The organism is Spirilliplanes yamanashiensis, from assembly GCF_016863475.1.
Lineage (GTDB): Bacteria > Actinomycetota > Actinomycetes > Mycobacteriales > Micromonosporaceae > Spirilliplanes > Spirilliplanes yamanashiensis.
The window spans coordinates 1-22,831 of record NZ_BOOY01000007.1; the positions used below are offsets into that span (position 1 = coordinate 1).

The 22,831-nt window shown below is 76.1% G+C and carries 16 protein-coding genes and 1 riboswitch; of the genes, 6 read left to right on the plus strand and 10 right to left on the minus strand.

What is annotated here, in order from left to right; translation table 11 throughout:
- On the minus strand, positions 1-649 hold a 649-nt coding region (locus tag Sya03_RS06320), incomplete at its 3' end, for a gluzincin family metallopeptidase (RefSeq protein ID WP_506347068.1).
- 402 nt (positions 650-1,051) lie between these two features.
- Positions 1,052-3,151 carry a hypothetical protein gene (locus Sya03_RS06325; RefSeq protein ID WP_203937236.1) on the minus strand — a complete coding sequence of 700 codons (2,100 nt, stop codon included), beginning with the start codon at positions 3,149-3,151 and terminating at the stop codon, positions 1,052-1,054.
- An 87-nt stretch (positions 3,152-3,238) separates the two neighbouring features.
- Between Sya03_RS06325 and Sya03_RS06330 the strand changes: the two genes are divergently transcribed.
- Both Sya03_RS06330 and Sya03_RS06335 read left to right on the plus strand, forming a co-directional pair.
- Complete coding sequence (locus Sya03_RS06330) at positions 3,239-3,790, plus strand: hypothetical protein (RefSeq protein WP_203937237.1); 552 nt, start codon at positions 3,239-3,241, stop codon at positions 3,788-3,790.
- A 64-nt stretch (positions 3,791-3,854) separates the two neighbouring features.
- On the plus strand, positions 3,855-4,595 hold the full coding sequence (locus tag Sya03_RS06335; protein ID WP_203937238.1) for an RraA family protein: 741 nt from the start codon (positions 3,855-3,857) through the stop codon (positions 4,593-4,595).
- 3 nt (positions 4,596-4,598) lie between these two features.
- Here the strand turns inward: Sya03_RS06335 and Sya03_RS06340 are convergent, their stop codons facing one another.
- From Sya03_RS06340 to Sya03_RS06360, 5 genes are all read right to left on the minus strand, one after another.
- Positions 4,599-5,153, minus strand: a complete 555-nt coding sequence (locus Sya03_RS06340; protein ID WP_203937239.1) for a hypothetical protein — start codon at positions 5,151-5,153, stop codon at positions 4,599-4,601.
- Between the two features lie 63 nt (positions 5,154-5,216).
- Positions 5,217-7,001 carry a serine/threonine-protein kinase gene (locus Sya03_RS06345; RefSeq protein WP_239107160.1) on the minus strand — a complete coding sequence of 595 codons (1,785 nt, stop codon included), beginning with the start codon at positions 6,999-7,001 and terminating at the stop codon, positions 5,217-5,219.
- Between the two features lie 167 nt (positions 7,002-7,168).
- The gene (locus tag Sya03_RS06350) at positions 7,169-8,644 is read right to left on the minus strand and encodes a mannitol dehydrogenase family protein (protein ID WP_203937240.1); all 1,476 of its coding nucleotides are present in this window, start codon (positions 8,642-8,644) and stop codon (positions 7,169-7,171) included.
- 163 nt (positions 8,645-8,807) lie between these two features.
- The gene (locus tag Sya03_RS06355; protein ID WP_203937241.1) at positions 8,808-9,296 is read right to left on the minus strand and encodes a hypothetical protein; all 489 of its coding nucleotides are present in this window, start codon (positions 9,294-9,296) and stop codon (positions 8,808-8,810) included.
- Between the two features lie 110 nt (positions 9,297-9,406).
- Entirely contained in the window at positions 9,407-10,825 is a 1,419-nt protein-coding gene (locus Sya03_RS06360; RefSeq protein WP_203937242.1) for a glycine hydroxymethyltransferase, read from the minus strand.
- A gap of 18 nt (positions 10,826-10,843) precedes the next feature.
- A riboswitch (ZMP/ZTP riboswitch) is annotated at positions 10,844-10,934 on the minus strand.
- Between the two features lie 56 nt (positions 10,935-10,990).
- Between Sya03_RS06360 and Sya03_RS06365 the strand changes: the two genes are divergently transcribed.
- The gene (locus tag Sya03_RS06365; RefSeq protein WP_203937243.1) at positions 10,991-11,644 is read left to right on the plus strand and encodes a DNA alkylation repair protein; all 654 of its coding nucleotides are present in this window, start codon (positions 10,991-10,993) and stop codon (positions 11,642-11,644) included.
- Between the two features lie 72 nt (positions 11,645-11,716).
- On the plus strand, positions 11,717-14,974 hold the full coding sequence (locus Sya03_RS06370; protein WP_203937244.1) for a GH92 family glycosyl hydrolase: 3,258 nt from the start codon (positions 11,717-11,719) through the stop codon (positions 14,972-14,974).
- Positions 14,975-14,981: 7 nt separating this feature from the next.
- Here Sya03_RS06370 and Sya03_RS06375 read toward each other — a convergent pair whose 3' ends face one another.
- The gene (locus Sya03_RS06375; protein WP_203937245.1) at positions 14,982-15,872 is read right to left on the minus strand and encodes a hypothetical protein; all 891 of its coding nucleotides are present in this window, start codon (positions 15,870-15,872) and stop codon (positions 14,982-14,984) included.
- An 89-nt stretch (positions 15,873-15,961) separates the two neighbouring features.
- Positions 15,962-16,771, minus strand: coding sequence for a hypothetical protein (locus Sya03_RS06380; protein WP_203937246.1), 810 nt, complete (start codon positions 16,769-16,771; stop codon positions 15,962-15,964).
- 108 nt (positions 16,772-16,879) lie between these two features.
- On the opposite strand from Sya03_RS06380, the gene Sya03_RS06385 reads away from it, so the two are divergent.
- Together Sya03_RS06385 and Sya03_RS06390 are read left to right on the plus strand one after the other, a co-directional pair.
- Positions 16,880-17,989 carry a sensor histidine kinase gene (locus Sya03_RS06385; protein ID WP_203937247.1) on the plus strand — a complete coding sequence of 370 codons (1,110 nt, stop codon included), beginning with the start codon at positions 16,880-16,882 and terminating at the stop codon, positions 17,987-17,989.
- Positions 17,986-18,591: a response regulator transcription factor gene (locus Sya03_RS06390; protein ID WP_203937248.1), complete on the plus strand. Its 606-nt coding sequence runs from the start codon at positions 17,986-17,988 to the stop codon at positions 18,589-18,591. The genes Sya03_RS06385 and Sya03_RS06390 overlap by 4 nt, the downstream gene beginning before the upstream one ends.
- Position 18,592: 1 nt before the next feature.
- Here Sya03_RS06390 and Sya03_RS06395 read toward each other — a convergent pair whose 3' ends face one another.
- Positions 18,593-22,828, minus strand: a complete 4,236-nt coding sequence (locus tag Sya03_RS06395) for a GH92 family glycosyl hydrolase (protein ID WP_203937249.1) — start codon at positions 22,826-22,828, stop codon at positions 18,593-18,595.
- Positions 22,829-22,831: the final 3 nt, after the last annotated feature.

The following is a 22,831-nucleotide window of genomic DNA, read 5'->3' on the forward strand; positions in this document are numbered from 1 at the left end:
CCCGCCACGTCCACCGGGTCCAGCCGCTGCCGGCCCGGCGGCGCGCCACCAGGTCGCCGTTGGACACGACCTCCAGCCCGGCGGGCGCGGTGATGGCGATGGTGAAGCGGGCCTTGTCGGTCGGGTGGTCGTTGGCGGGGAACCAGGCGGCCGCCACGTCCGGCTGCCCGATGATCACCATGCCGTCGTCGGTGTGGAACACGCCGCCGGGGCCGAGCGCCGGGTCGTCGTAGACCTGCGGGACGCCGTCGTAGCGCACCACGGTGGTGAACGGCCGGTGCTTGCGGATGCCGCGGCGCGGCGTGACGGTCAGCTCGTCGCCGGCCCGCGACCAGGCGGCGGGCCGGCCGTCCACGGTGATCGATCGGACGGTGAGCCCGTGCAGGTCGAGGTTGAACGCGGACAGGTTCTGCGTCGCCCGCGCGCGGATGGTCGCCGAGCCGGCGAGCACGTCGGTGGCGGGCGTGTACCGCAGGTCGAGGTCGTACCGCCCGACGTCGTACCCGCCGTTGCCGTCCAGGGGGTAGTAGGGGTCGCCGACGCCGGGCGCGCCGGGCGTGTAGGCGCCGCCGTGGGCGGCGGCGGGCGCGCCGGGGAACAGGGCCGCCACCAGGACCAGGGGCACCGCGAAAGCCGCTTTGCGCATCATGGACCGACGCTAACGCCGCGGCCGCCGGGGCGCGTGCCGACGTGTCGGACAGCCGACCGCAGATCTGACCGGCAGGCTGATGCCATGCGGAACCTGGTGTTTCACGTGCAGACCGCGAGTTCGGCGACCTGGTGAACCGGATGACCACCGTGGCGACCTGGCGCAGGCCGTCGCCGAGCTGAAGGCCGGCCCCGGCGACGGCGTCATCGCGCTGTCCGGCGGCCCCGCGACGGTGGGCCCGCTGTTCGACGCGGGCCTGGTCGACGAGACGCTGGTCGTCCTGAACCCGAAGGTGCCGGCGGCCGGGCCAGCGCTGGACGGACGGGCTCACCCGCGACCTGACGCTGACGCTGCTGGACGCCACGGCGCTGGGCACCGGCGCGGTGGCGGTGCGGCACGCGGTCAGCCAGGCAGCCCCAGCTCGCGGCGCAGCTCGGCGGCCGCCGCCTCCGCCGCCGGGTGGCCGGGCAGCTGGGCGTACTCGGCGAGGGCCGCCCACGGCAGGCCGCACCGGCGCTGCGCGTCCGCGCACAGCAGGCGCACCTCGGCGGCGGCGTCGCCGTCGAGCCGGCCCGCGACGGCGACCGCGGCGTCCACCGTCTCCACCCACCGGCCGGCGGCGTGGTGGGCCGCCACCAGCAGCCGCTCCGCGGCGGTGCTGTCGAGCCGGTGGGCGCGGGCCACGCCGGCCGCCTCGGCCAGGTCGTCGGCGGTCTCCGCGGCGCGCCCGGCGGCGGCCAGCTCGCGGGCGCGCAGGTACAGCAGGTGCCCGTGCACCACCGGCGGCAGGTCGCGGCACAGCCGGTCGGCCGCGTACGCGGCCGGGTCGGCCAGCAGGTCCAGCGCCTCGACGGCCTTGCGCCCCGCGCCCGCCGTGACGAGCGCGTCGGCGGCGGCCGCCGGGTCCGCGTCGCCGCCCCAGGCGGCGGCCAGCAGGGCGAACGACCCGGCGATCAGCGGGTCCGCGGCGGCGCGGGCGGCGCCCCGGCGCAGGGCGGCGAACGCGTCGGCGTCGCGGCCGGCCCGCATCAGGTCGTACGCCAGCCAGTGGTCGCCCCACGCGGCGGCCCGGTCGTCGGGGCGGGCCCGCAGCGCCGCGGCGGCTCCCGCGGTGGTGCCCGCCGGTTCGCCCGGCAGCAGGCCCAGCCAGCACGTCGCCAGCAGGGCCCGGGTCTCGTCGCCGTACTGGCGGTGGCAGGCGATCGCCCAGCGCAGCGCGTCCGCCGTGCCCGGGCCCTGGTGCAGCATCGCCCGCAGCTCCACCAGGTGGGCGGCGAGCGCGCCCGGCGCCTCCCGGACGGCGGCCAGGCAGGCGCGCGCCTCGTCGGGCTCGCAGCGCTGGTCGTGCCGGCGGGCCCGGTCGAGCAGCTCCGCGTCGGACAGCCCGGCGGGCGGGCGCGGGTCGACCGGCCGCACCGCGCCCGGGGTCAGCGGCAGGAACTCCAGCGGCGCGGCGTCGAGCCGGGCGCGGACGCGGTCGCCGCACGCCGGGCCGCCGTTGCGGGCGTCGAACTTCGCGGCCAGCTCGGTGGCGGTGTCGCGCATCCGCTCGTGCAGCAGCCACAGCGGGGTCTCCCCGACGTCGGCGGTGTGCCCGGCGCGCAGCATCGACCCCGTCAGCACCGCCACGGCGACGGCGTACTCCAGCCGCCCGGCGGGCCGCTCGAACGTCTCGAAGTCGTCCAGCAGCCCCAGCAGGTCGTACGCGGCGTCGGCGTTGCCGGTCAGCGCGCAGAACTCCATGTAGCGGGCGAGGTGCTCGTAGCGGTGCGTGTCGTACGGCAGGCTGCGGCGCACGAACCGGGCCAGCCCGGCCGCCGCCTGCGGGAACCCGAGCCGCAGCGCGGGCAGCAGCACCAGGCACGCGACGGGCACGCAGCTGCCGTCGACCCGCTCGCGGCCGGTGAGCACCGGCTCGGCCAGGTCGTACGCTGCGCCGTCCGCACCGCGCAGCACCGCCCGCTCGACCAGCGCGGTCAGGTCGGCGGCAGACCCGGGGCGCGGCCGCCAGGCGGCGAACGCGGCCCGCTCGCCGGCCTCGTCGCCGACCGCCTGCGCCAGCCGGCGCCGGGCGGCGTGCAGCGGCGCGAGGTCCCGGCCGCCGGCGCGCAGCCGCCGCTCCACGTCGTGCAGGGCGTGCTCGATGCGGGGCAGCGGCACCCGCGGGAAGTCGGCCATCGCGTCGGCGACGAACACGTACCAGCCGAGCAGGCCGTCCTCCTCGAGGCGGGTGAACCGCCACGGCTGGCGGTCGTGCGCGGCCAGGCACTCGTCGAACATCCGGAACACGGCCGCCCACCGGCCGTCGGCGCAGTACACGTCGGCGAGCGCCCGCCGGGCCGCCACCGCCAGCTCGGGCATCGCGTCCAGGTCGGAGTGCTGCACGATGCGCTCCAGCAGGGCGGTGTGCTCGGGTCCGGGCGGCCGGTGGCCGGCCTCGCCGAGCTGGTCCCACAGCTCGTCCTCGGCGTCGTTCCCGGCGTCGTCCTCGGCGTCGTTCACGCTGCCGGAGCGTAGCGGCGCGGGGCGGGCCCGCGCTGCCCCGCAAAACCGGTTGCCGCCGGGCCGCGCAGCCGCGACGGTGGGGGCATGCGTGTGACGTTCACCCGGCTCGCCGACCACCAGTGGGGCGACGTCCTCATCGAGCGCGACGACCGCGTCGTCTACCGGATGCACGCCGGGCCGGTCACCGCGCACCTCCCGCACGACCTGGTGCACCTGACCGTCGAGGACGCGCTCGGCATGGCCGACGGCGTCTGGGGCGCCATCGCCGGCGGGGTGGTGTGGGGCAGCATGACCCACGTGTCCGGCCGCCGGCCCCCGCACGCCGCGGAACGCTCGGCGGCGCTGAAGAAGGCCCACCGCGACGCGGTGCAGTACGCCGAGCTGCTGGGCGGGTTCGCCGAGGCGGCGGCCGCCCGGCCCGACGCCGAGCTGCCCCGGCTGGCCCGCGACTGGTTCGGCGGCCGGCCTGTCGACCTGGCCGCGCTCGGCCGGGCCGTCGCCGCGGTGCGCGCCGCCCAGGCCGAGTGGGCGGCGGTGCCGGTGGGCGGCACGCTGGTGCGGCACTGGCCGGCCGGGCGGCGGGTCGCGCCGGTGGCGGCGCCGCGGCACCGCGAGCGCGGCCGCCGCACCGCCTGATCTGGCCCGATCGCGGCGGTTGTTGGCCCCCGCCGGGCGCCCCGGCGCGGTTACGGTCGCTCGCATGGACACCGGACCCGCCGGACCGGCCGCGGCCGGCCCACCCTCCCACCGTCCGTTCGGCGGCGACGCCGTGCCGGTCACGACGGCGCACCTGGCGGACGCCTGCGTGCGCGCCGGGGTGCCGGTGCGCTGCGTCCCGCTGCACCCGGTGACGCCCGGCACCCGGCTGGCCGGGCGGGTGCTGCCGGCCCGGCACGCGGGCAGCGTCGACGTGTTCCTGGAGGCGATCGACGGCGCCCGGCCCGGCGACGTGCTGGTGGTGGACAACGCCGGCCGCCGCGACGAGGCGTGCGTGGGCGACCTGGTCGTGCTGGAGGCGCAGGCCGCCGGGCTGGCCGGGCTGGTCGTGTGGGGGCTGCACCGCGACACGGCCGACATCCGCGCCATCGGCCTGCCCGTGCTGAGCCTGGGCGCGCTGCCCACCGGCCCGCTGCGGCTCGACGCGCGGCCGCCCGGCGCGCTGGCGTCGGCCACCGTCGGCGAGTGGACGGTCGGCCCGGACGACGTGGTGGTCGGCGACGACGACGGCGCGCTGTTCCTGCCGGCCGGCCGGGCGGACGAGCTGCTGGCCGTCGCCGCCTCGGTGCGCGACACGGAACGCCGGCAGGCGGACCGCATCCGCGCCGGCGAGCCGCTGCGCGCGCAGCTGGGCCTCGGCGCGTTCGTGGCCGCCCGCGCCGCCCGGCCGGGGCTGACGTTCCGCGAGCACCTGCGCGCGGTCGGCGGGGCCATCGAGGAGTGAGCGTCAGCGCAGCGGCGCCGCCGTGATCCGCCCGCAGACGCCCACCCGCACCCCGGTGGTCTCGGCGGCCGTGGCAGCGCCGAGCGTGACCCGGATCGTGCCGGTCATCCGGCGGCACCGGCCCGGGTTGGGGGCGCCCAGCTCGGTGGCGTAGACCCGGCCGCCCTCCAGCGCCGCCGGGCCGGTGGCCTGGGCCGAGGCCACGACGCCGCCGCGGGCGTCGACGACCTCCAGCCGCAGCGGCCCGGCGACCGCGCAGGTGCCGCCGCGGGTGCGCACCTCCAGGGGGTACGTGAACGCCCCGCGCTGCGCGGTCAGCTGCCCGGCGGTGACCTCCAGCCCGGCGGAGGTGCAGGCGGGCCCGTCCCCGCCGTCACCGGGCGACCCCGTGGACGGGCCGGTCGGCGCGACGGAGGGCGGAACCGACGTGGAAGCCGGGAGCGAGGGTGCGACCGAGGGCGGGGCCGACGGTGGCCGTGATCCGGCCGGGTCGGCGTCGTCCGTGCAGGCCGCGAGGCTCAGCAGGAGCAGGGCGGCCAGGGCCACGGGGCGGCGCATCGGGGACTCCCTCCGGCGGGTGCGGTCAGCCGACCGTATGCCGCCCGCGCCACCCCGCCCGGGTCACCAGGCGAACTCCTCGCCCTTCGCGCTGCCCAGCACCAGCTTGCCCTCGTGGCTGTGCTGCCACGTCATCACCAGCACGTACCGGTGCCCGCGCGGCGCGGCGAACTCGACCGGCCCGCAGCGCTGCGTCAGCCCCTCCTTGGTGAAGGACAGGGTGCCGCAGGTGCGGCTGCCGCCGGCCGTCGCGCCGGTGGCGGCGTTCTGCAGGCGCACGCTGACGCGCGCGGTCGTGCCGGGGGCGGCGGCCATCGCGGCGGTGGCCCGGATGCCCGTGCCGAGCGAGTGGCACGGCTTGGCGAGCATCGGGAAGCCGAACGTGAACGAGACGAGGTCCCGGCACTCGTACGGTCCCCACGGCGTCGCCTCCGGCACCCGGGCGGGCCGGGTGGTGGTGCGGGCGGGCGCCGGGGACGCCTTGCCGGCCGGCTTGCGCACCGGCCGGTCGGCGACGGGCTCGCCGCCGGGCGGCAGGCGGTCGGCGCTCGCGGGCATCGTGACGGCGGCCGCGGTGGGCCGCGGCCCGGTGGGTGTCGGCTGCGGCGCGTGGGTTCCCGCCGGCCCGGGGGCGGCGGGCAGGGTGAGGGCCTCGTCGCGGCCGGCCTCGGCGCGGCTGGTCTGCCAGGCGCTGGCGGCCACCCCGGAGCCGAGCATGGCGGCGACGATGAGCAGCGAGAACAGGCCCGGCCGCACCCACCGCCAGGACGGCGCCTGGTTGCGCCGCTGCGGCGGCGGCTGGGCGCTGCCGGGCAGCGACGGGTGGCTGACCGGCGCGGCCTGCTGCGGCACGGCCGGCCCAGCGGCCGCCGGGGCGGCGGGTGAGGCGGGCGGGGCCGCCGGCGGGGCCTCCTGCGCGGAGCCGAGTTCCGTGGCCGGGCGCGGGTCGGGGGCGGGCAGGGCGGCGACCCCGGTCGCGGTGCGCGCCACCGCGGCCAGCATGCCGACCAGGTCGGCGGCGGTGGGGCGCTTGCGGGCGTCGCGGTGCATGCACGCCTCGACGACCGACCACAGGTCGTCGGGCAGGCCGTCCGGTCGCTCGGGGCGGTCCTCCAGGTGCCGGCGCATCAGCTCCGGGATGGAGTCCTCCACGTACGGCGGGTGGCCGACGACCAGCTCGTAGAGCACGACGCCGAGGGCGTACACGTCCACCTTGGGGTCGGTCGGCGCGCCGTGGAACGCCTCCGGCGCCATGTAGTACGGGGTGCCGACGACGGCGTGCGGCGTGGTCAGGCCCGGCGTGCTGAGCACCCGGGCGATGCCGAAGTCGGTGAGCCGGGTCTCCGGCTCGCCGCCGTCCTCGGCGCCGGTGAGCAGGATGTTGTCCGGCTTGAGGTCGCGGTGCACGATGCCCATCGCGTGCGCCTCGGTCAACGCGGCGGCGACCTGCCCGGCGAGGCGGGCGGCGTCGGCGGCGGCCAGGGTGCCGCGCTCGCGCAGGTGGCCGCGCAGGCTGCCGCCGGCGACCAGGTCCATCACGAGCCCGAGGGACTCGTTGACGCTGAACAGGTCGCGGACCCGCACGACGTGGCGGTGCCGCAGCATCAGCAGGATGGTGCGTTCCTGCACGAACCGCGTGACCAGCTTCGGCTGGCGCAGCAGGCTCTCGTGCAGCAGCTTGACGGCGACCTGCTCGCCGGACCCGCGGTCGACGGCGCGCCAGACGGTGCCGGTGGCGCCGTGGCCGACGGGCCGGATGAGGATGTACGAGTTGCCGACGCAACGCCCGCCCAGGTCGAGGGTGGCGGGGTCGTGCGAGCGCGTACCGGTGGTGGGAGCGGATTCCACCTGTGACCGTGTCCTTTCGCCCGCCCGCGCCCGGATGGTGCGGAGCCGACGAAGATAATGGTGTTTTGTCCGGTTCGGTGGCAAGCCGTGGGACGGGTTTTTCACAGAAAGAACGAATCGGGCGAACGACCGCGACCCTTGCGGGCCGCGGTCGTTCGGCAGCACGGTCAGGTCGCGTTGAGACGGTCCAGCATGGCCCGGACGCCCTGGTCGTGCAGCACGGCCAGGTGCCCGGTGTACGCCGCCGCGAAGCGCGGGTCGTCAGCCAGGTCGCCGAAGATGTCGCGGTTGCGCAGGAACGCCAGCGGGTCCTCCCGCTGCCGCCGGGCGGCCGCCGTCAGCTGCTCCTTGAGCGGGTCCACCACGTCGATCGGCTCGCCCTGCTCGTCGACGCCCTCGTCGTAGCGGGCCCAGCAGGCGATCGCCGCCGCCGACCGCTCGACCGGCCCGCCCGACGCGACGTTGTGCCGGATCACCGGCAACAGGAACTTGCTCATCATGTCGGAGGAGTTCGCGCACAGCCGGGCCACCGTGTCGCGCACCTCCGGGTTCGAGAACCGCTCGATCAGCTGCGCGGTGTACCGGTCCAGGTCGATGCCGGGCACCGGGTGCAGCGTCGGGATCGCCTCGATGCGCATGTAGTCCAGCAGGAACCGGGCCCACGCCGGGTCCTGGCACACCTCGTGCACCAGCCGGTAGCCGGCCAGGTAGCCCGAGTACGCCAGCGCCTGGTGGCTGGCGTTGAGCAGCCGCAGCTTCATCAGCTCGTACGGCTCGACGTCGCCGACCACCTGCACGCCCACGTCCTCGAACGCCGGCCGCCCCGCCGTGAACGCGTCCTCGAGCACCCACTGGGTGAACGGCTCGCACGTGACCGGCCAGCGGTCGGTGATGCCGAACCGGCGTTCGATCTCGGCCCGGTCGGCGTCCGTGGTGACCGGGGTGATCCGGTCCACCATCGAGTTCGGGAACGCCACCTCCCGCTCCACCCAGTCGCCGAGGTCGCCGCCGCGCAGCCGGGCGAACGCCGTGAACGCCCGCCGCGCCACGTCGCCGTTGCCCTGCACGTTGTCGCAGGACATCACCGTGAACGGCGGGACGCCCCGCTCGCGCCGCCGGGCCAGCGCCTCGACGACGATGCCGAACGCCGTCGCCGACCGGGACGGGTCGGCCAGGTCGGCCTGGATCGCCGGGTTGTCCGCCATGAACTCGCCCGTCACCCGGTGCACGTTGTAGCCGCCCTCGGTGATGGTCAGCGACACGATCCGGATCGCGGGCGCCGCCAGCCGCTCGATGACCGCGTCCGGGTCGTCCGGGGCGTACAGGTACTCCACGATGGAGCCGACGACCTGCGGCGTCCACGTGCCGTCGGCGTCCTTGACGACCATCGTGAACAGGCAGTCCTGGGCGGCCATCGCGTCGCGCATCGCCCGGTCGCCCGGCATCAGCCCGACGCCGCAGATGCCCCACTCGCGCGCCCCGCCCGCGTTGAGCAGGCGGTCCACGTACATCGCCTGGTGCGCCCGGTGGAAACCGCCGACGCCGAAGTGGGCGATGCCGGCGGTGACCTCGGACCGGTCGTAGGTCGGGACGGCGGTGGACGTGGCGATCTCGGCCAGGTTGGCGGCGGTGAGCGCGAGCATGACCCCTCCTTCGCGGGAAGCGGACGGCACTGTCAGTCAGGGCTCGGTCACCATCTTCGCGGTCCCGGGAGGGGTTCGCAGGCCCGCGCGGGCGGCCCGCCGGTCGTCGCCCCCGGCGGGCCGCGCGTCGGTGCAGGTCAGCGCCGGTACGGCGCGGGGCGCGTCAGCGCGGGCCGCCGTGGCCGCCGGGACCCCCGGGCCCGCCGGCGCCGCCGCGCCCGCCGCCCTGTGGGAACACGCCCGCCTCGGCGGCCTTGAGCACGGCCGCGGACTCCTCGGCGGTGATGGTGCCCGCGGCGACGGCCGCGTCCAGCCGGGTCTTCAGGGCGGCGATCCGGGCGGCCCGGCGCTCCTCGGCGGTCTGCCCCGCGTCGCCGCGGTCGGGCCGGGCGGCCTTCGCCTCGGCGCGCACCTTCTCCAGCGCCGCGGCGACCTTCGCCTTATCGATGCCGAGCTCGGCGGCCAGCGCCTCGGCGAACGCGTCCTGCCGATCGGCGGGCGCCGGCGGGGCGGCCGCCGACGACGACGGGGCCGGGGTGGGGGCCTGCTCCGCGAGCGCGGGCGTGCCGATCAGGGCCAGGGTGGCCGCGCCGGCCGCCCCGGCGACGCCGAGGGCCACGAGCAGGCTGGTGCGGCGAGTGGGTTTCTCCACCGTTGTCCTCCAGGTGTGGGTGATCCGATCACCCACCCTGAGGGCCGCGCCTGTCAGGAGCCTGTGGCCGAGCGCCGGGGTTCCTGACAGGCGCGGCGTGGTTCAGCGGGTCACAGCGTGACGGACCCGTACAGCGGGAAGTCCGCCAGCAGCTCGGTGGCCTGCTTCGACACCCGCTCGGCGAGCGCCGGGTCGAGGTCGTACTTGGCCTTGGAGCCCGCCGGGGAGGTCTGGCTGAGCACCGTGTGCATCAACTCGGCGATCACGTCCATCTCGCCCGTGCCGAGGCCGCGGGTGGTCAGGGCGGGGGTGCCGACGCGGATGCCGGAGGTGTACCAGGCGCCGTTCGGGTCCTGCGGGATCGAGTTGCGGTTGGTGACGATGCCCGAGTCGAGCAGCGCCTGCTCCGCCTGCCGGCCGGTCAGGCCGTACTTGTCGACGTCGATCAGCACCAGGTGGTTGTCGGTGCCGCCGCTGACCACGGTCGCGCCGCGGCTGGTCAGGCCCGCGGCCAGCGCCTGCGAGTTCTCGACGATGCGCCGCGCGTAGTCCTGGAACTCGGGGCGGCGGGCCTCGGCCAGCGCGACCGCCTTGGCGCTCATGACGTGCGACAGCGGGCCGCCGAGCACCATCGGGCAACCCCGGTCGACCTGGTCGGCCAGCTCCGGGCCGCACAGCACCATGCCGCCGCGCGGGCCGCGCAGGCTCTTGTGCGTGGTGGTCGTGACGATGTGCGCGTGCGGCACCGGGTCGAAGTCGCCGGTGAACACCTTGCCCGCGACGAGGCCGGCGAAGTGCGCCATGTCGACCATGAAGGTCGCGCCCACCTCGTCGGCGATCTCGCGCATGATCCGGAAGTTCACCTTCCGGGGGTACGCCGAGTAGCCGCCCACGATGACCAGCGGCTTGAACTCAGCCGCCGCCGCGCGCAGGCCGTCGTAGTCGATCTGGCCGGTGGCCGGGTCGACGCCGTAGCTGCGCTGGTCGAACATCTTGCCGGAGATGTTCGGCCGGAACCCGTGGGTGAGGTGGCCGCCGGCGTCCAGGCTCATGCCCAGCATCCGCTGGTTGCCGAACGCCTGGCGCAGCTCCGCCCACTCGGCGTCGGTCATGTCGTTGACGTTGCGCTTGCCGACCTTGGCCAGCGCGGGGGCCTCGACCCGGTCGGCCAGGATCGCCCAGTACGCGACCAGGTTGGCGTCGATGCCGGAGTGCGGCTGCACGTACGCGTGCGGCGCGCCGAACAGGGCGGTGGCGTGCTCGGCGGCGACGGCCTCGACCGTGTCGACGTTCTGGCAACCGGCGTAGAACCGGCGGCCGATGGTGCCCTCGGCGTACTTGTCGGACAGCCAGTTGCCCATCGCGAGCAGCACGGCGGGGGAGGCGTAGTTCTCGCTGGCGATGAGCTTCAGCGACTCGCGCTGGTCGGTGAGCTCCTGCGCGATCGCGTCGGCGATGCGCGGCTCGACGGCGCGGACCACCTCGAGGGCGGCGCGGAATGCGGTCGATTCGGCGTTCAGTGCGGACATCGGACCTCCCTATCACAGGTAGAAGGCCCAGGCGCACGGCAGGACGTCGCGGTGACGGGACCGCTCCCCGGTGGTGTCCCACCTTGACGCGCCAGTCACGGCCCGCGCCGACTATAGCCCCTCGACGGGTCCCGCCGCGCGCACGGACGGTGCGACGATCTCGGTGTGCCCGACCTGCCCGATCTGCTCCTCGCGCGGCTGACCAGCGCGTTCCCCGCCGCGGCCGACCCGGCGAAGGCGGCGCCGATGGCCGCGTACATGCAGCACCGCTTCCCGTTCCTCGGCCTGAGCGCGCCCGGCCGGCGCGCCGCCGCCCGGGCCGCGCTGGCCGGCCTGCCGGCGCCCGGCCCGGCCGAGCTGGCGGCGGTCGCGCGCGGGTGCTGGGCGCTGCCGGAGCGGGAGTACCAGCAGTTCGCCTGCGACTACCTGGTCCGGCACGCGCGGCTGGTCGAGGCGCCGCTGCTGCGCGAGCTAGTCACGACCCGGTCGTGGTGGGACACGGTCGACGCGCTCGCCACCCGGGTCGCCGGGGTGGCCGCCGCCCCGGCCGAGCTGGACGCCTGGGCGCTCGACGACGACCGGTGGCTGGTGCGCACGGCGATCCTGCACCAGCTGCACCGCGGCGCGGCCACGGACACCGCGCGGCTGTTCGGGTACTGCACCGCGCAGGCCGGGCACCCCGACTTCTTCGTGCGCAAGGCCATCGGGTGGGCGCTGCGGCAGTACGCCCGCACCGACCCGGACGCGGTGCGCGGCTACCTGGCGGCACACCCGGAGCTGTCGGCGCTGTCGCGGCGCGAGGCGTCCCGGCACCTGTGAGCGTCGATTGACGGACGTCGACGTCCCGTGACAGCGTGGTGCCCGGTCGGTGACGCCGTCATGGAGGTGTGCATGCCCCGCCGGAGCATCGGAGTCCTGTCGGCCGCGGTCCTCGCCGCGACCCTGGCCCTGGCGGCGCCACCGTCACCCGCGGCGGCGGCGGTGGACGACCCGGTCGAGCTGGTGAACCCGTTCGTCGGCACGCAGAACTTCGGCAACACCTTCCCCGGCGCGAGCGCCCCGTTCGGCATGGTGCAGGTGTCGCCGGACACCGGCGGGCAGGGCGGCTACGACTACCAGCAGGACCACATCCACGGCTTCAGCCAGACGCACCTGTCCGGGGTGGGCTGCCCGGTGCTGGGCGAGCTGCCCGTCATGCCCACCACCGGCGCGGTGACCAGCTCGGACCACAACGCCTACCGCTCGGCGTACAGCCACGCCGACGAGGAGGCCGAGCCCGGCTACTACCGGGTGGGCCTGGCGCGCTACGGCGTCGGCGCCGAGCTGACCGCCACGGCGCGCACCGGCTGGCAGCGGTACACGTTCCCCGCCACCGACCGGGCCAACGTGCTGTTCAACACCGGCAAGGCGAACCAGTCGGTGTTCGACTCCGAGATCCACGTCGTCGGCGACCGCACCCTGGAGGGGCGGATCACGGCGGGCAACTTCTGCGCCGGCCGCGACCGGCACACCGTGTACTTCTCGGCGTCGTTCGACCGGCCGTTCGCGGCGTTCGGCAGCTGGCGCGGCGGCACCCTGACGCCCGGGGCGCGCGACGCGGCCGGCGGCGGCGGCAACGGCGCCTGGGTCACGTTCGACGCCACCGCCGATCGGGACGTGACGCTGAAGGTGGGGCTGTCGTACACCGGCGTCGCCGGGGCGCGCGCGAACCTGGCCGCCGAGACCGGCGACGGCCACGACTTCGACGCCACCCGCGCCGCGCTGCGCGCCATCTGGGCGGAGAAGCTGCGGCACGTCACCGTCGGCGGCGGCACCGCGGAGCGGCGGACCGCGTTCTACACCGCCCTCTACCACTCGCTGTTGCACCCCAACCTGGCCGGCGACGTCGACGGCCGCTACGTCGGCTTCGACGGCGAGGTGCACACCGCCCAGGGCCACACGCCGTACCAGAACTTCTCGCTGTGGGACACCTACCGACCGCAGAACCAGCTGCTGCAACTGCTCGAACCGCAGGTGGCGCGCGACGTCGCGCTGTCCGTGGTGGCGATCGGCCGCGACGGCGGCTGGCTGCCCCGGTGGGCGCTGGTCAACAGCGAGACCAACATCATGACCGGCGACCCGGTCACCCCGTTCCTCGTCGAGGCCTGGTCGAAGGGGCTGCTCGCCGGGCACGAGCGGGAGGCGTACGCGCTGCTGCGGGCCAACGCCACCGCGCTGCCGCCGGCGTCGTCGCCGTACCACGGGCGCAACGGCGTCACCCACTACGCCGAGCGCGGCTTCATCCCGTCCGGGCTGCGGCTCGGCGCCGACTGCGCCGACAAGGGCGGCGACAACGACTGCACGCACCCGGCGTCGGCCACCCTCGAGTACGCCGCCGCGGACGCGTCCCTGGCGCTGATGGCCCGAGCGCTCGGCGAGACCGCCGACGCGGCGCTGTTCGCCGGGCGCGGCCAGTGGTACCGCAACCTGTGGGACCCGGCGATCAAGCAGTTCCGGCCGCGCACCGTCGACGGCACCTGGGTCACGCCGTACGACCCGGTCGAGGCGGGGCACCAGTTCCACGAGGGCGGGGCGTACCAGTACCAGTGGCTCGTCCCGCAGGACCCGGCCGGGCTGGTCGCGCTCATGGGCGGGCGGCGGGCCGCCGAGCAGCGGCTCGACCGGTTCTTCGTGCACGACCGGCTGCTCACCGACCCGGCCGGCACCGCCCGCACCGAGTGGATCACCCAGCCGTACGACTACTACGGCAAGCCCACGTACAACCCGAACAACGAGCCCGACCTGCCGGCGCCGTGGATGTACAACTGGGTCGGCGCGCCGGGCAAGGCGTCCACCGCGGTGCGCGCGGCGTGGACGCTGTTCACCACCGGCCCCGACGGCATGACCGGCAACGACGACCTGGGCACGATGAGCGCCTGGTACGTGTTCTCGTCGCTCGGCCTGTACCCGGCGATGAGCGGGTCCGGCGTGCTCACCGTCAGCACCCCGCAGTTCCCGTCGACCACGGTCACGATCGGCGCGTACGGCGGCCAGGGCGGCACCCTGCGCATCGAGGCGCCGGGCGTCGGCGACGCCGTCCGCTACATCCGGTCGGCCACGATCGGCGGCACCCCGCTGACGAACACCTGGCTGGACTGGTCGCAGCTGGCCCGCGGCGGCGACCTCGCGTTCACCGTGGGCACCGCGCCGTCGGCGTGGGGCACGGCCACCACCGCGGCGCCGCCGTCGGTGAACCGGCCCGGCCCGGACCGCCGCACGGCGCTGTCGGCCGCGCTGCGCACCCCGTCCACGGTCGTGCCGGTGGGCGCCGCCACCGCGAACCTGCTGCTGGACGTGCTCGGCCAGGCGCCCGGCACGGTGACCGCCCGGGTCACGGCCGCCGCCCCGGCGGGCTGGCGCACCCCGACGGTGAGCCCGGCCTCGCCGCTGGCGCTGGCCTCGAACGGTCTGCCCGTGCAGCGCACCGTCACCGTCGGCGTGCGCGTCCCGGCGGGCACCCCGGCCGGGGCGTACCCGGTGACGGTGACGGTCGGCGGCGCGGGCGCGACAATCACCCGGCAGGCCACCGTGCTGGTCCGCCCGGCGGCGGCGTGCGCGAGCACCGCGGACGGCCAGTGCGCCGTCGACCTCGCCGCCGAGCGCACCAAGGACGGCACCGCCACCGTCGCCCGCACCACCGAGGGCGACTTCGACGGCGGCGGCTGGAGCTTCGACGCGGACCTGCTGCCCGCCGCCGGCACGGTCACCTGGGGCGGCGTCACCTACGCCACCCCCGACCCGGGCGGCACCGCGCCGAACTTCGTGCAGGCCCGCGGGCAGGCGATCCTGCTGCCGGCCGGCGACCGGGACGCGCTGCGCCTGGTCGCCACCACCCACAACGGCCCGGTGACGGCCGGCGTGACCGTCGGCTACGCCGACGGCAGCGTCCAGCAGGTGCCGCTGACCGTCGCCGACTGGTGCGGCTCCGCCGCCGCGGGCACCACCACGGTCCTGGCCATGCCGCACCGCATCAAGGCCGGCCAGGGCGTCGACGGCCCGCCGGTCGCCCTGTTCGCCGCCACGATCGCGCTCGACGCGGGCAAGCAGATCCGCTCGGTCACCCTGCCCGACGACCCCCGCCTGCACGTGTACGCGGCCACGCTGACGTGACCGCCGGTCAGTTGATCGGCACGCCCGACGGGACCACCGAGCCCGGGATGAGGCCCGTCGCCGGGGCCAGGTCGCAGTGCTCGGTGACCTCCGTGCGGTCGATGTCGGCGGTGGACGGCACCGCCTGCGGGTTGGTGGCGGCGCGCTGACGGGTCACGCCGGGCGCGCACTGCTGCGCCGAGCCGTCGAGCACCAGGTCGCCGCCGACCAGCTCGCCCGCCCGGTCGCGGAACACCAGCGCGGTGCCGCGCGGCTTGAGCGGCGCGCACCACGCCGACGTGGCGTCGTAGTCGACGGTGCCGGTGCCGTGGTCGTCGCGGGTGGCGGCGCCGGGGACGGCGGCCGCGGTCACGGTGGCGAACCCGTCCGCCGGCAGCCACTGGGTGACGGCGAGCGCGACGGTCATCGTGGCGGCCCGGGTGGCGGCGCCGTCGCCGTCGCGGGTGGGCAGCACGGCCACGCCGACGGCGGTGCGCTGACCGGGCAGGATGATCGGCACCTCCTGCACGAGCCAGCTGCGCTGCCGGGTGTCGGCGGCCGGGTCGCCGTCGGCGGCGGTGACCGCGAACGTGACGCGGGTGCGGTACGCGACCCGGGTGCTCGTGTTCTCGACGACGGCGCCCATGCTGATCCGGTCGGCCCGGCCGTCCGGCTCGCCGTCGAGGTCGCGGCTCTCCTGGGTGAACCCGCGCTCGGCGACCCGCACCGCGCCGCCGTCCGGGGCGTCCGGCGCCGCCGCCGCGGTCGGCGCCCCCACGGCGGGCAGCCGGCAGCCGGTCTCGGCCGGGGGCGACCCGCCGGCCCGCCACCACACCACGGCGCCGCCCACGACCAGCACGACGGCGCCCACCGCGACGGCGGCCGACCCGCTCGTCCGGCGGCGGTGTCTCCGGGCCATCGTCCCTCCCACGGCGTCGCACCGCGGCGGCCCCGCTGTCCGAAGTGGATCAGCGCGACCGCGGCGGCTCAGCATATCGACGCAGATGGCTACGTTCCAGTAACGGCGAGCGCCAGCACGGTGCCGCCGACGACGACGTCGACGACCGCGCACCACTCGGCGTAGCCGCGGGGCACGACCCGGTCGCGGCGGTGGTACCACAGGTCCCAGGCGGCGTGGACGAGCCAGCCGACGCCGATCAGGACGGTCGCCACGCCGCCGCCGGCCGCGAGCGCCGCGCCCGCCAGCGCCAGGTACGCCGCGAGCTGCCCGAGCTGCAGGGCCAGCTCGCGGCGCGGGCGCAGGGTGCGCCGGGCCGCCCCGATGACCAGGTAGCCGACCGGCAGCACGAGCATCGCCAGCGCGGGCGGCACGGTGGGGTGGATCAGGTTGTCCAGCGTCACGACGAGCGCCAGCAGGGTGGGCCAGCACCGCCGCAGCAGGGTGTGCGGCGCGGGCGGGTGGACGGCGGTCGAGTACTCGGCGCGCCGGCGCAGCATCGCCGCGGCCATCGCGGGCAGCATCAGCAGGTGGCCGCCGAGCAGCACCGCCTCGCCGGGCAGCGCGCCCGCCCACCACGGCGGCAGCAGCACCAGGAACGGCACGTACATGGCGACCGCCATCCCGGCGATCGCCGCCCGGCCGTGGCGGCGGTGCCACATCCACAGCGCCATGCCGGCGGCCATGTCGGTGGCCGTCACGAGGGCGGCCACGTCGGGGCGGGCCAGCGTGGCCGGCGAGAGCACCGGCTCCCAGAGGGGGCCGAACAGCAGCATCCCGGCGAGCATGGCCAGGACCATCTCGGCGGCGTGCCGGGCGAACGGCGGGACACGGGTCGGGCGTACGGCGGTGGTCGTCATGCCTCGACCCTCGGCCGGGCGGGGCGCAGCCGGTACCCGCGGCGCGCACGGCCGGACCGTGCGTCCCGCATGGGCCCGCCGTGCGCCGCGCGCCCCTAGCATCGGGCCGTGACCACCGACGGACGGCTGCGGCGGGCCCGGGCCCTGACCCTGGTGACGCTGGCGGTGAACGCCGCGTCCGGGCTGGTGCTGCCAGCCGTCGGCCTGTGGCGGGAGCCCGACCCGGTGTGGCGGGCGCTGGGCGCGGCGGGGGTGCTGCTGTTCGCGGTGGCGCACGGCGTGGCCCTGTACGGCGTCGCCACCCCGTGGCTGACCGCGGCGGCCCGCCGCCGGGGCCGGTGGGCGTTCGCGGCGGCGGCGGTGGCCTCCGTGCCGCTGGTCGCCCCGGCCGGCGCGGGCTGGCCGACGTGGGCGTGGCTGGGCGCCTCCGTCGTCGGCACGGCGTTCCTGCTCACCGGCCGGGCGGCCGCGCTGGCCGTGGTGGCGGTGACCGTCGCGGCCGGCGCCGTCCTCGGCGGCGGCGACCTGACGCGGAACCTGGTGGTCACCGCCGGCGTCGGCCTGGGCATCGCCGCCGTGAACGGCCTGCAGGTGTGGTTCTGGGACCTGCTGCTGCAGGCCGACCGGGGCCGCGCCGCGCAGGCCCGGCTGGCCGCCACCGAGGAGCGGCTGCGCTTCGCGCGGGACGTGCACGACCTGCTCGGCCACAGCCTGTCGGTGATCGCGCTGAAGGCGGAGCTGGCGGCCCGCAGCGCCGACCCCGCTCAGGCGCGGCGGGAGGCGGCCGAGGTGCGCGAGCTGGCCGCGGCGGCGCTGGCCGAGCTGCGCGAGGTGGTGCACGGCTACCGCGCCGTGGACCTGCGCGAGCAGCTGGCGGCGATCGCCCAGGTGCTCACGTCGTCCGGGGTGCGGTGCACGGTGACCGCCCCGGACGGCGACCTGCCGGAGGCGGCGGCGGGCCCGCTGTCGGCGGTGCTGCGCGAGGCGAGCACGAACCTGCTGCGGCACAGCCGGGCCGCCTGGTGCGCGATCGAGCTGACCGTGGACGGCGCCGGCTCGCGGCTGACCGTCACCAACGACGGCGCGGGCGAGGCGGTCGCCGACCGGCACAGCTCCGGCCTGCGTGGCCTGGCGGACCGGCTGGCCGAGGCGGGCGGCACGCTGAGGACCCGCACCGACGGTGACCGGTTCACCGTGGATGCGAGGATGCCCGGGTGATCCGGGTGCTGCTGGCCGACGACGAGGAGCTCATCCGCGTGGCCGTCGCCGCGCTGCTCGACCTGGAACCCGACCTGGAGGTGGTGGCCCAGGCCGCCGACGGCCGGGCCGCCGTCGAGGCCGCCCTCGCCCACCGCCCCGACGTGGCGGTCGTCGACCTGCAGATGCCGCGCCTCGACGGCATGGGCGTCGCCGCGGAGCTGGCCCGCGCCCTGCCGGGCTGCGCGACGGTGATCCTGACCGGCCGCGGCCGCCCCGCGCACCTGCAGCGGGCGCTCGCCGCCGGCGCGAGGGGCTTCCTGGCCAAGGGCGCCCCGGGCGGCGCCCTCGCCGACGTGATCCGGCGGGTGCACGGCGGGGCCCGCTACGTCGACCCGGCCCTGGCGGCCGAGGCGCTGGCGCAGCCGGACTGCCCGCTCACCCCGCGCGAGCTGGAGGTCCTGCGCGCCGCCGAGCACGACACCCCGGTCGCGATGGTCGCCCGCCGCCTGCACCTGTCGCCCGGCACGGTCCGCAACCACCTGGCCGCCATCGTGACGAAGCTGGGCGTCCCGGGCCGCGCGGAGGCGATCCGCACGGCCCGGGACAACGGCTGGCTCTGAGCTACAGCCGGGAGCACTGGCCGATCGGCAGGCCCCGCACCGTGTTCGGCAGGTCGTTGTCCGTCGGCGGCGGGGTGTTGCCCGCGCACGTCAGGATGCCGGTGATCGCGTTCGCGGCCACCAGCGGACCCCTGTTGCCGACCACGGTCAGGGCGCCCTTCACCGTGGACGCCTCGACCGTCGCCGTGCCGGTGGTGCCCGTGATCGTCACCGGGCCGCTGACCGTGGTGCCCGCGACGACGACGTCGGACGCGCCGGTCGCGGTGATCGCCCCGGTGACCGTGGCGCCCGTGACGACCAGCGACGCGCCGCCGCTGACCGTCACCGAGCCGCGCACCGTGGCGCCCGGCGCGATGCACACCGAGCCGGAGCGGGCGGTCACCGAGCCGCGGTGGTCGCCGCTGATGCTGGTCGTGCACCCGGCGGGCGGCCGGGCCAGCAGCTCGACCTCGGCCAGGTTGACGTCCGTGGTGAACGTGAACCGGTAGTGGGCGTACCGGCCCGGCTTGGCGATCGTGAACGGCCGGGTCTGCAGCCGCCACGGGAACGCCTGCGCCGAGCGCTGGTCGATCGTCGCCCACGTGGCGCCGTCGTAGGAGCCCTCCAGCTTCCACGCCGACGGGTCGGCGCCGGCGGTGTCCGCGCTGGTGAGCGTGTACTGCTCGACCCGGCGCGGGGTGCCGGTGACGGCCAGCGCGACCGGTCCGGTGACCGCGGCGCGGGTCGCCGACGTGTCGTCCACCAGCGCCGCGGGGGCGCCGGTGGTGGCGATGTCACGCCGCGGGTTCGCCGGGGCGGAGCCCGTGGTGAGCGACGGCGGGGCGGCGTTCGCGCCGGTGCCCCACGACGACGGCTTCGGGCCCATCGTGAAGTCCAGCGTGGCCCCGTCGGCGATCGTGGCGTGCGGCAGCGACGTCGACGTGTGCGCCGTGCCGTCGATCGTCAGCGACTGCACGTACACGTTGGCGGGGCTGTTGTTGCGCGCGTTGACGACGATCTTCTTGCCGTTCTCCAGGTTGACGGTCGCCTTGGTGAACAGCGGCGAGCCGATCGCGTAGTTCGGGCTGCCCATCTGCAGCGGGTAGAAGCCGAGCGCGCTGAAGATGTACCAGGCGGACATCTCGCCGTTGTCCTCGTCGCCGGCGTACCCCTGACCCAGCTCGCTGCCGAGGTAGAGCCGGTCGAGGATCTCCCGCACCGTTGCCTGCGTCTTCGCCGGCGAGCCTGCGAACGTGTACATGTACGGGATGTGGTGCGACGGCTGGTTGCTGTGGCCGTACTGGCCCATCCGGACGTCGCGCGCCTCCAGCATCTCGTGGATGACGCCGCCGTAGGAGCCGACGAACGTGGCGGTCTCGGGCGTGGCGAAGAACGTGTCGAGCTTCTTCTCCAGCCCCGCCCTCCCGCCGTACAGGTTGGCCAGGCCCTGGCCGTCCTGCGGGACGTGGAACGCCATGTTCCAGCCGTTGGTCTCGGTGTAGTCGTGGCCCCAGACCCGCGGGTCGTACTGCGCCGCCGGCACCCGCCACTGCCCGGCCGCCGTCCTGCCCTGGAAGAACTCGGCCTCCGGGTCGAACATGTTGACGTACTGGGTGGCCCGGTTGCGGTAGTAGGCCGCCTCCTCGCGGTAGCGGGCGGCGTCGGGGCCGCCCTTCGCGGCGAGCGCGGCCGCCATGTTGGCGATGCCGTAGTCGTTGATGTAGCCGTCCATCGCCCACGACATGGCCTCGCCGGTGGCGTCGCTGGGCGTCCAGCCCTTGAACGGCGAGGTGTCGAAGCCCTTGCGCCCGACGTTGGCGTTGGGCGGCCGCACCGACGCGTTCTTCACCGCGGCGGCGTACGCGGCCTCCACGTCCACGTCGATGCCCTTGAGGTAGGCGTCGGCGAACGCGACGTCGGAGCTGGTGCCGACCATCAGGTTGGCGTAGCCGGGCGACGACCAGCGGGCGATCCACCCGCCGTCGCGGTACTGCTGCACGAACCCGTCCACCATCTCGGCGGCGGGGGTGGGGGTCAGCAGGGCGTACGCGGGCCAGGTGGTGCGGTAGGTGTCCCAGAACCCGTTGTTGACGTACACCTTGCCGTCGGCGATGACCGGGTTGGCGGCGCTGGTCGTCGACGACTGCACGGCGTGCTTCCACACCGGGGCCTGCGCCGTGCCGGTGTTCTCGTGCCCGGAGTTCGGGTAGAGGAACAGCCGGTACAGGTTGGAGTAGAGCGTGACGAGCTGGTCGTGGCTCGCCCCCTCCACCTCGACGGTGCGCAGCTTGGCGTTCCAGGCGGCCTCGGCGCGCCCGCGCACCGACTCCAGGGTGTCGCCGGCGGCGATCTCCAGGTCGAGGTTGTGCTTCGCCTGCTCGACGCTGATGAGCGACGTGGCGATGCGCAGGTTGACCGTCTTCGTGGCGGCGGTGTCCAGGGTGACGTAGCCGGTGGCGGGCCGGTTGCCCTGCGGCAGCAGGCCGCTCGCGGTGACCGGCCGGTCCAGGGTGGCGTACACGAACATCCGGGTGGCGCCGGTGGACAGGCCGCTGCGCACGTCGGACCAGCCGGTGACGACGCCGTTCGCGGCGTCGACGCTGAGCCCGGCGTTGGCGTCGACGTTGTCGAAGACCAGGTTGCCCGAGTCGCCGGTGAACGTGAACCGGAACAGCGCGGCGTGGTCCGTCGGCGCGATCTCGGTGCGGATGCCGTTGTCGAACGTGACGCCGTAGTAGTGCGCGGTGGCCGTCTCGTTGTCGTGCGAGAACGGCAGGGCCCGCTCGGCCCGGTTCGCCACCGGCGCGCCGCCGGCGCCCGGCATGACCTGGAACGTCTGCCGGTCACCCATCCACGGGCTGGGCTGGTGGCTGGCGGCGAACGCCTCCAGGCGCGGCCGGTTCTGCGCGTTGTTGCGCCGGTGCCACTCGTACAGCCAGCCGGTGGTGCCGGCGTCGGTCACCGGGGTCCAGAAGTTGAACCCGTGCGGCACGGCGGTGGCGGGGAAGTTGTTGCCGCGGGAGAACCCGCCCGAGGAGTGCGTGCCGCGGCGCGTCTCGACGTAGTCGGCGAGGCTCGCCTTCGGCTTCTCCGGGGCGGTCGCGGTGATCGCCAGGTCGTCGAACCAGGCGCGGAACGTGGTGGGGGCGCCGGTGCGCTCGTAGCCGACGAGGACGCGGGTGACCGTCTTGCCCTTCGCGACGCCGCCGATGCGGGCCCGCACCCGGTTCCACTGCTGCGCCGACAGCTTCTTCGCGGCGCCCTGGGCGGCCGGGCTGACGACGGTGCCGTGCTGGTCGACGGCCTTCAGCCCGGACAGGAAGGTGCCGTCGGAGAAGGCCAGGTCGACGGCGACGTGGGTGGCGGGGTAGCTGAGGTCGCCGGTGGTGAACTCGGGGAACACCAGGTAGGACAGCTCGGTGTCCGCGGTCACCGTGAGGTTCGTCTCGAAGACCCGGTTGTACGAGTACGCCCGGCCGTCGGCGGTCTGCCGGCCCGACACCTGGAACGCGGCGAGCCCGGTGTAGCCGACCCGCGCCTTGGCGGCGGGGGCGCTGCCCGGGCCGCTGCCGGCCCGGCTGCGCATGGACCCGGCCGGCTGCGACGTGCCGCCGTCGGACAGCTGCCAGTCGGCGAGCTGGGTGAGGTCGCCGGAGCCGTGCGCGGTGATGTCCAGCCGGTAGTACCGGTACGCGCCGGGCGTGGCCACGTCGAACGTGCGCAGCTGGAACCGCTCGGTGAACGCCTGCCCGGTCTGCCGGTCCACGTCGACCCAGGTGGTGCCGTCGGTGGAGCCGCGCAGCGTCCAGTCCTTCGGGTCGCGGGACGGGGCGTCGTTGGCCGAGGTCAGCGCGTAGCGGACCACGGTCACCGGCTCCCGCAGCGTGTACTGCGCCCAGCTCGCCGGGGTGTCGACCAGCCACTTGGTGGTCGGGTCGGCGTCGTTGAGGTTCTCCTTGCCCTCGTTGGCGTTCGGCTCCGCGTTCGCGGCGATCGCCGTCACCCGGTCGGCCACGCTGCCGGCGATGCCGGGGTCGGCGCCGCCGTCCACGCCGGCCGCGCGCGGCTCGCCGTCCGCACCCGTGTCCACGGTGTCGGTCCAGGTCGGCGGCGTGTCGGCCGCCTCGAAGGAGGTGCTGAAACCGGGCACGGCGGCGGGCGCCTCCGGCGGCGCCGCGAGCGCCGCGGTCGGCGGCAGCAGGGCGGCGGTGACGGCGGTGGCGACGGCGGCGCACAGCGCTGCCGGGGGGAGTCTCATCGA

Bases quoted from the DNA above. Each gene is read 5' to 3' on its own strand.
- Sya03_RS06350 (WP_203937240.1), bottom strand. From the start codon at position 8,644: ATGCTCGCGCTCACCGCCGCCAACCTGGCCGAGATCGCCACGTCCACC.
- Sya03_RS06360 (WP_203937242.1), bottom strand. From the start codon at position 10,825: ATGTCCGCACTGAACGCCGAATCGACCGCATTCCGCGCCGCCCTCGAG.
- Sya03_RS06335 (WP_203937238.1), top strand. From the start codon at position 3,855: ATGGACACCGGACCCGCCGGACCGGCCGCGGCCGGCCCACCCTCCCAC.
- Sya03_RS06375 (WP_203937245.1), bottom strand. From the start codon at position 15,872: ATGGCCCGGAGACACCGCCGCCGGACGAGCGGGTCGGCCGCCGTCGCG.
- Sya03_RS06340 (WP_203937239.1), bottom strand. From the start codon at position 5,153: ATGCGCCGCCCCGTGGCCCTGGCCGCCCTGCTCCTGCTGAGCCTCGCG.
- Sya03_RS06370 (WP_203937244.1), top strand. From the start codon at position 11,717: ATGCCCCGCCGGAGCATCGGAGTCCTGTCGGCCGCGGTCCTCGCCGCG.
- Sya03_RS06380 (WP_203937246.1), bottom strand. From the start codon at position 16,771: ATGACGACCACCGCCGTACGCCCGACCCGTGTCCCGCCGTTCGCCCGG.
- Sya03_RS06395 (WP_203937249.1), bottom strand. From the start codon at position 22,828: ATGAGACTCCCCCCGGCAGCGCTGTGCGCCGCCGTCGCCACCGCCGTC.
- Sya03_RS06330 (WP_203937237.1), top strand. From the start codon at position 3,239: ATGCGTGTGACGTTCACCCGGCTCGCCGACCACCAGTGGGGCGACGTC.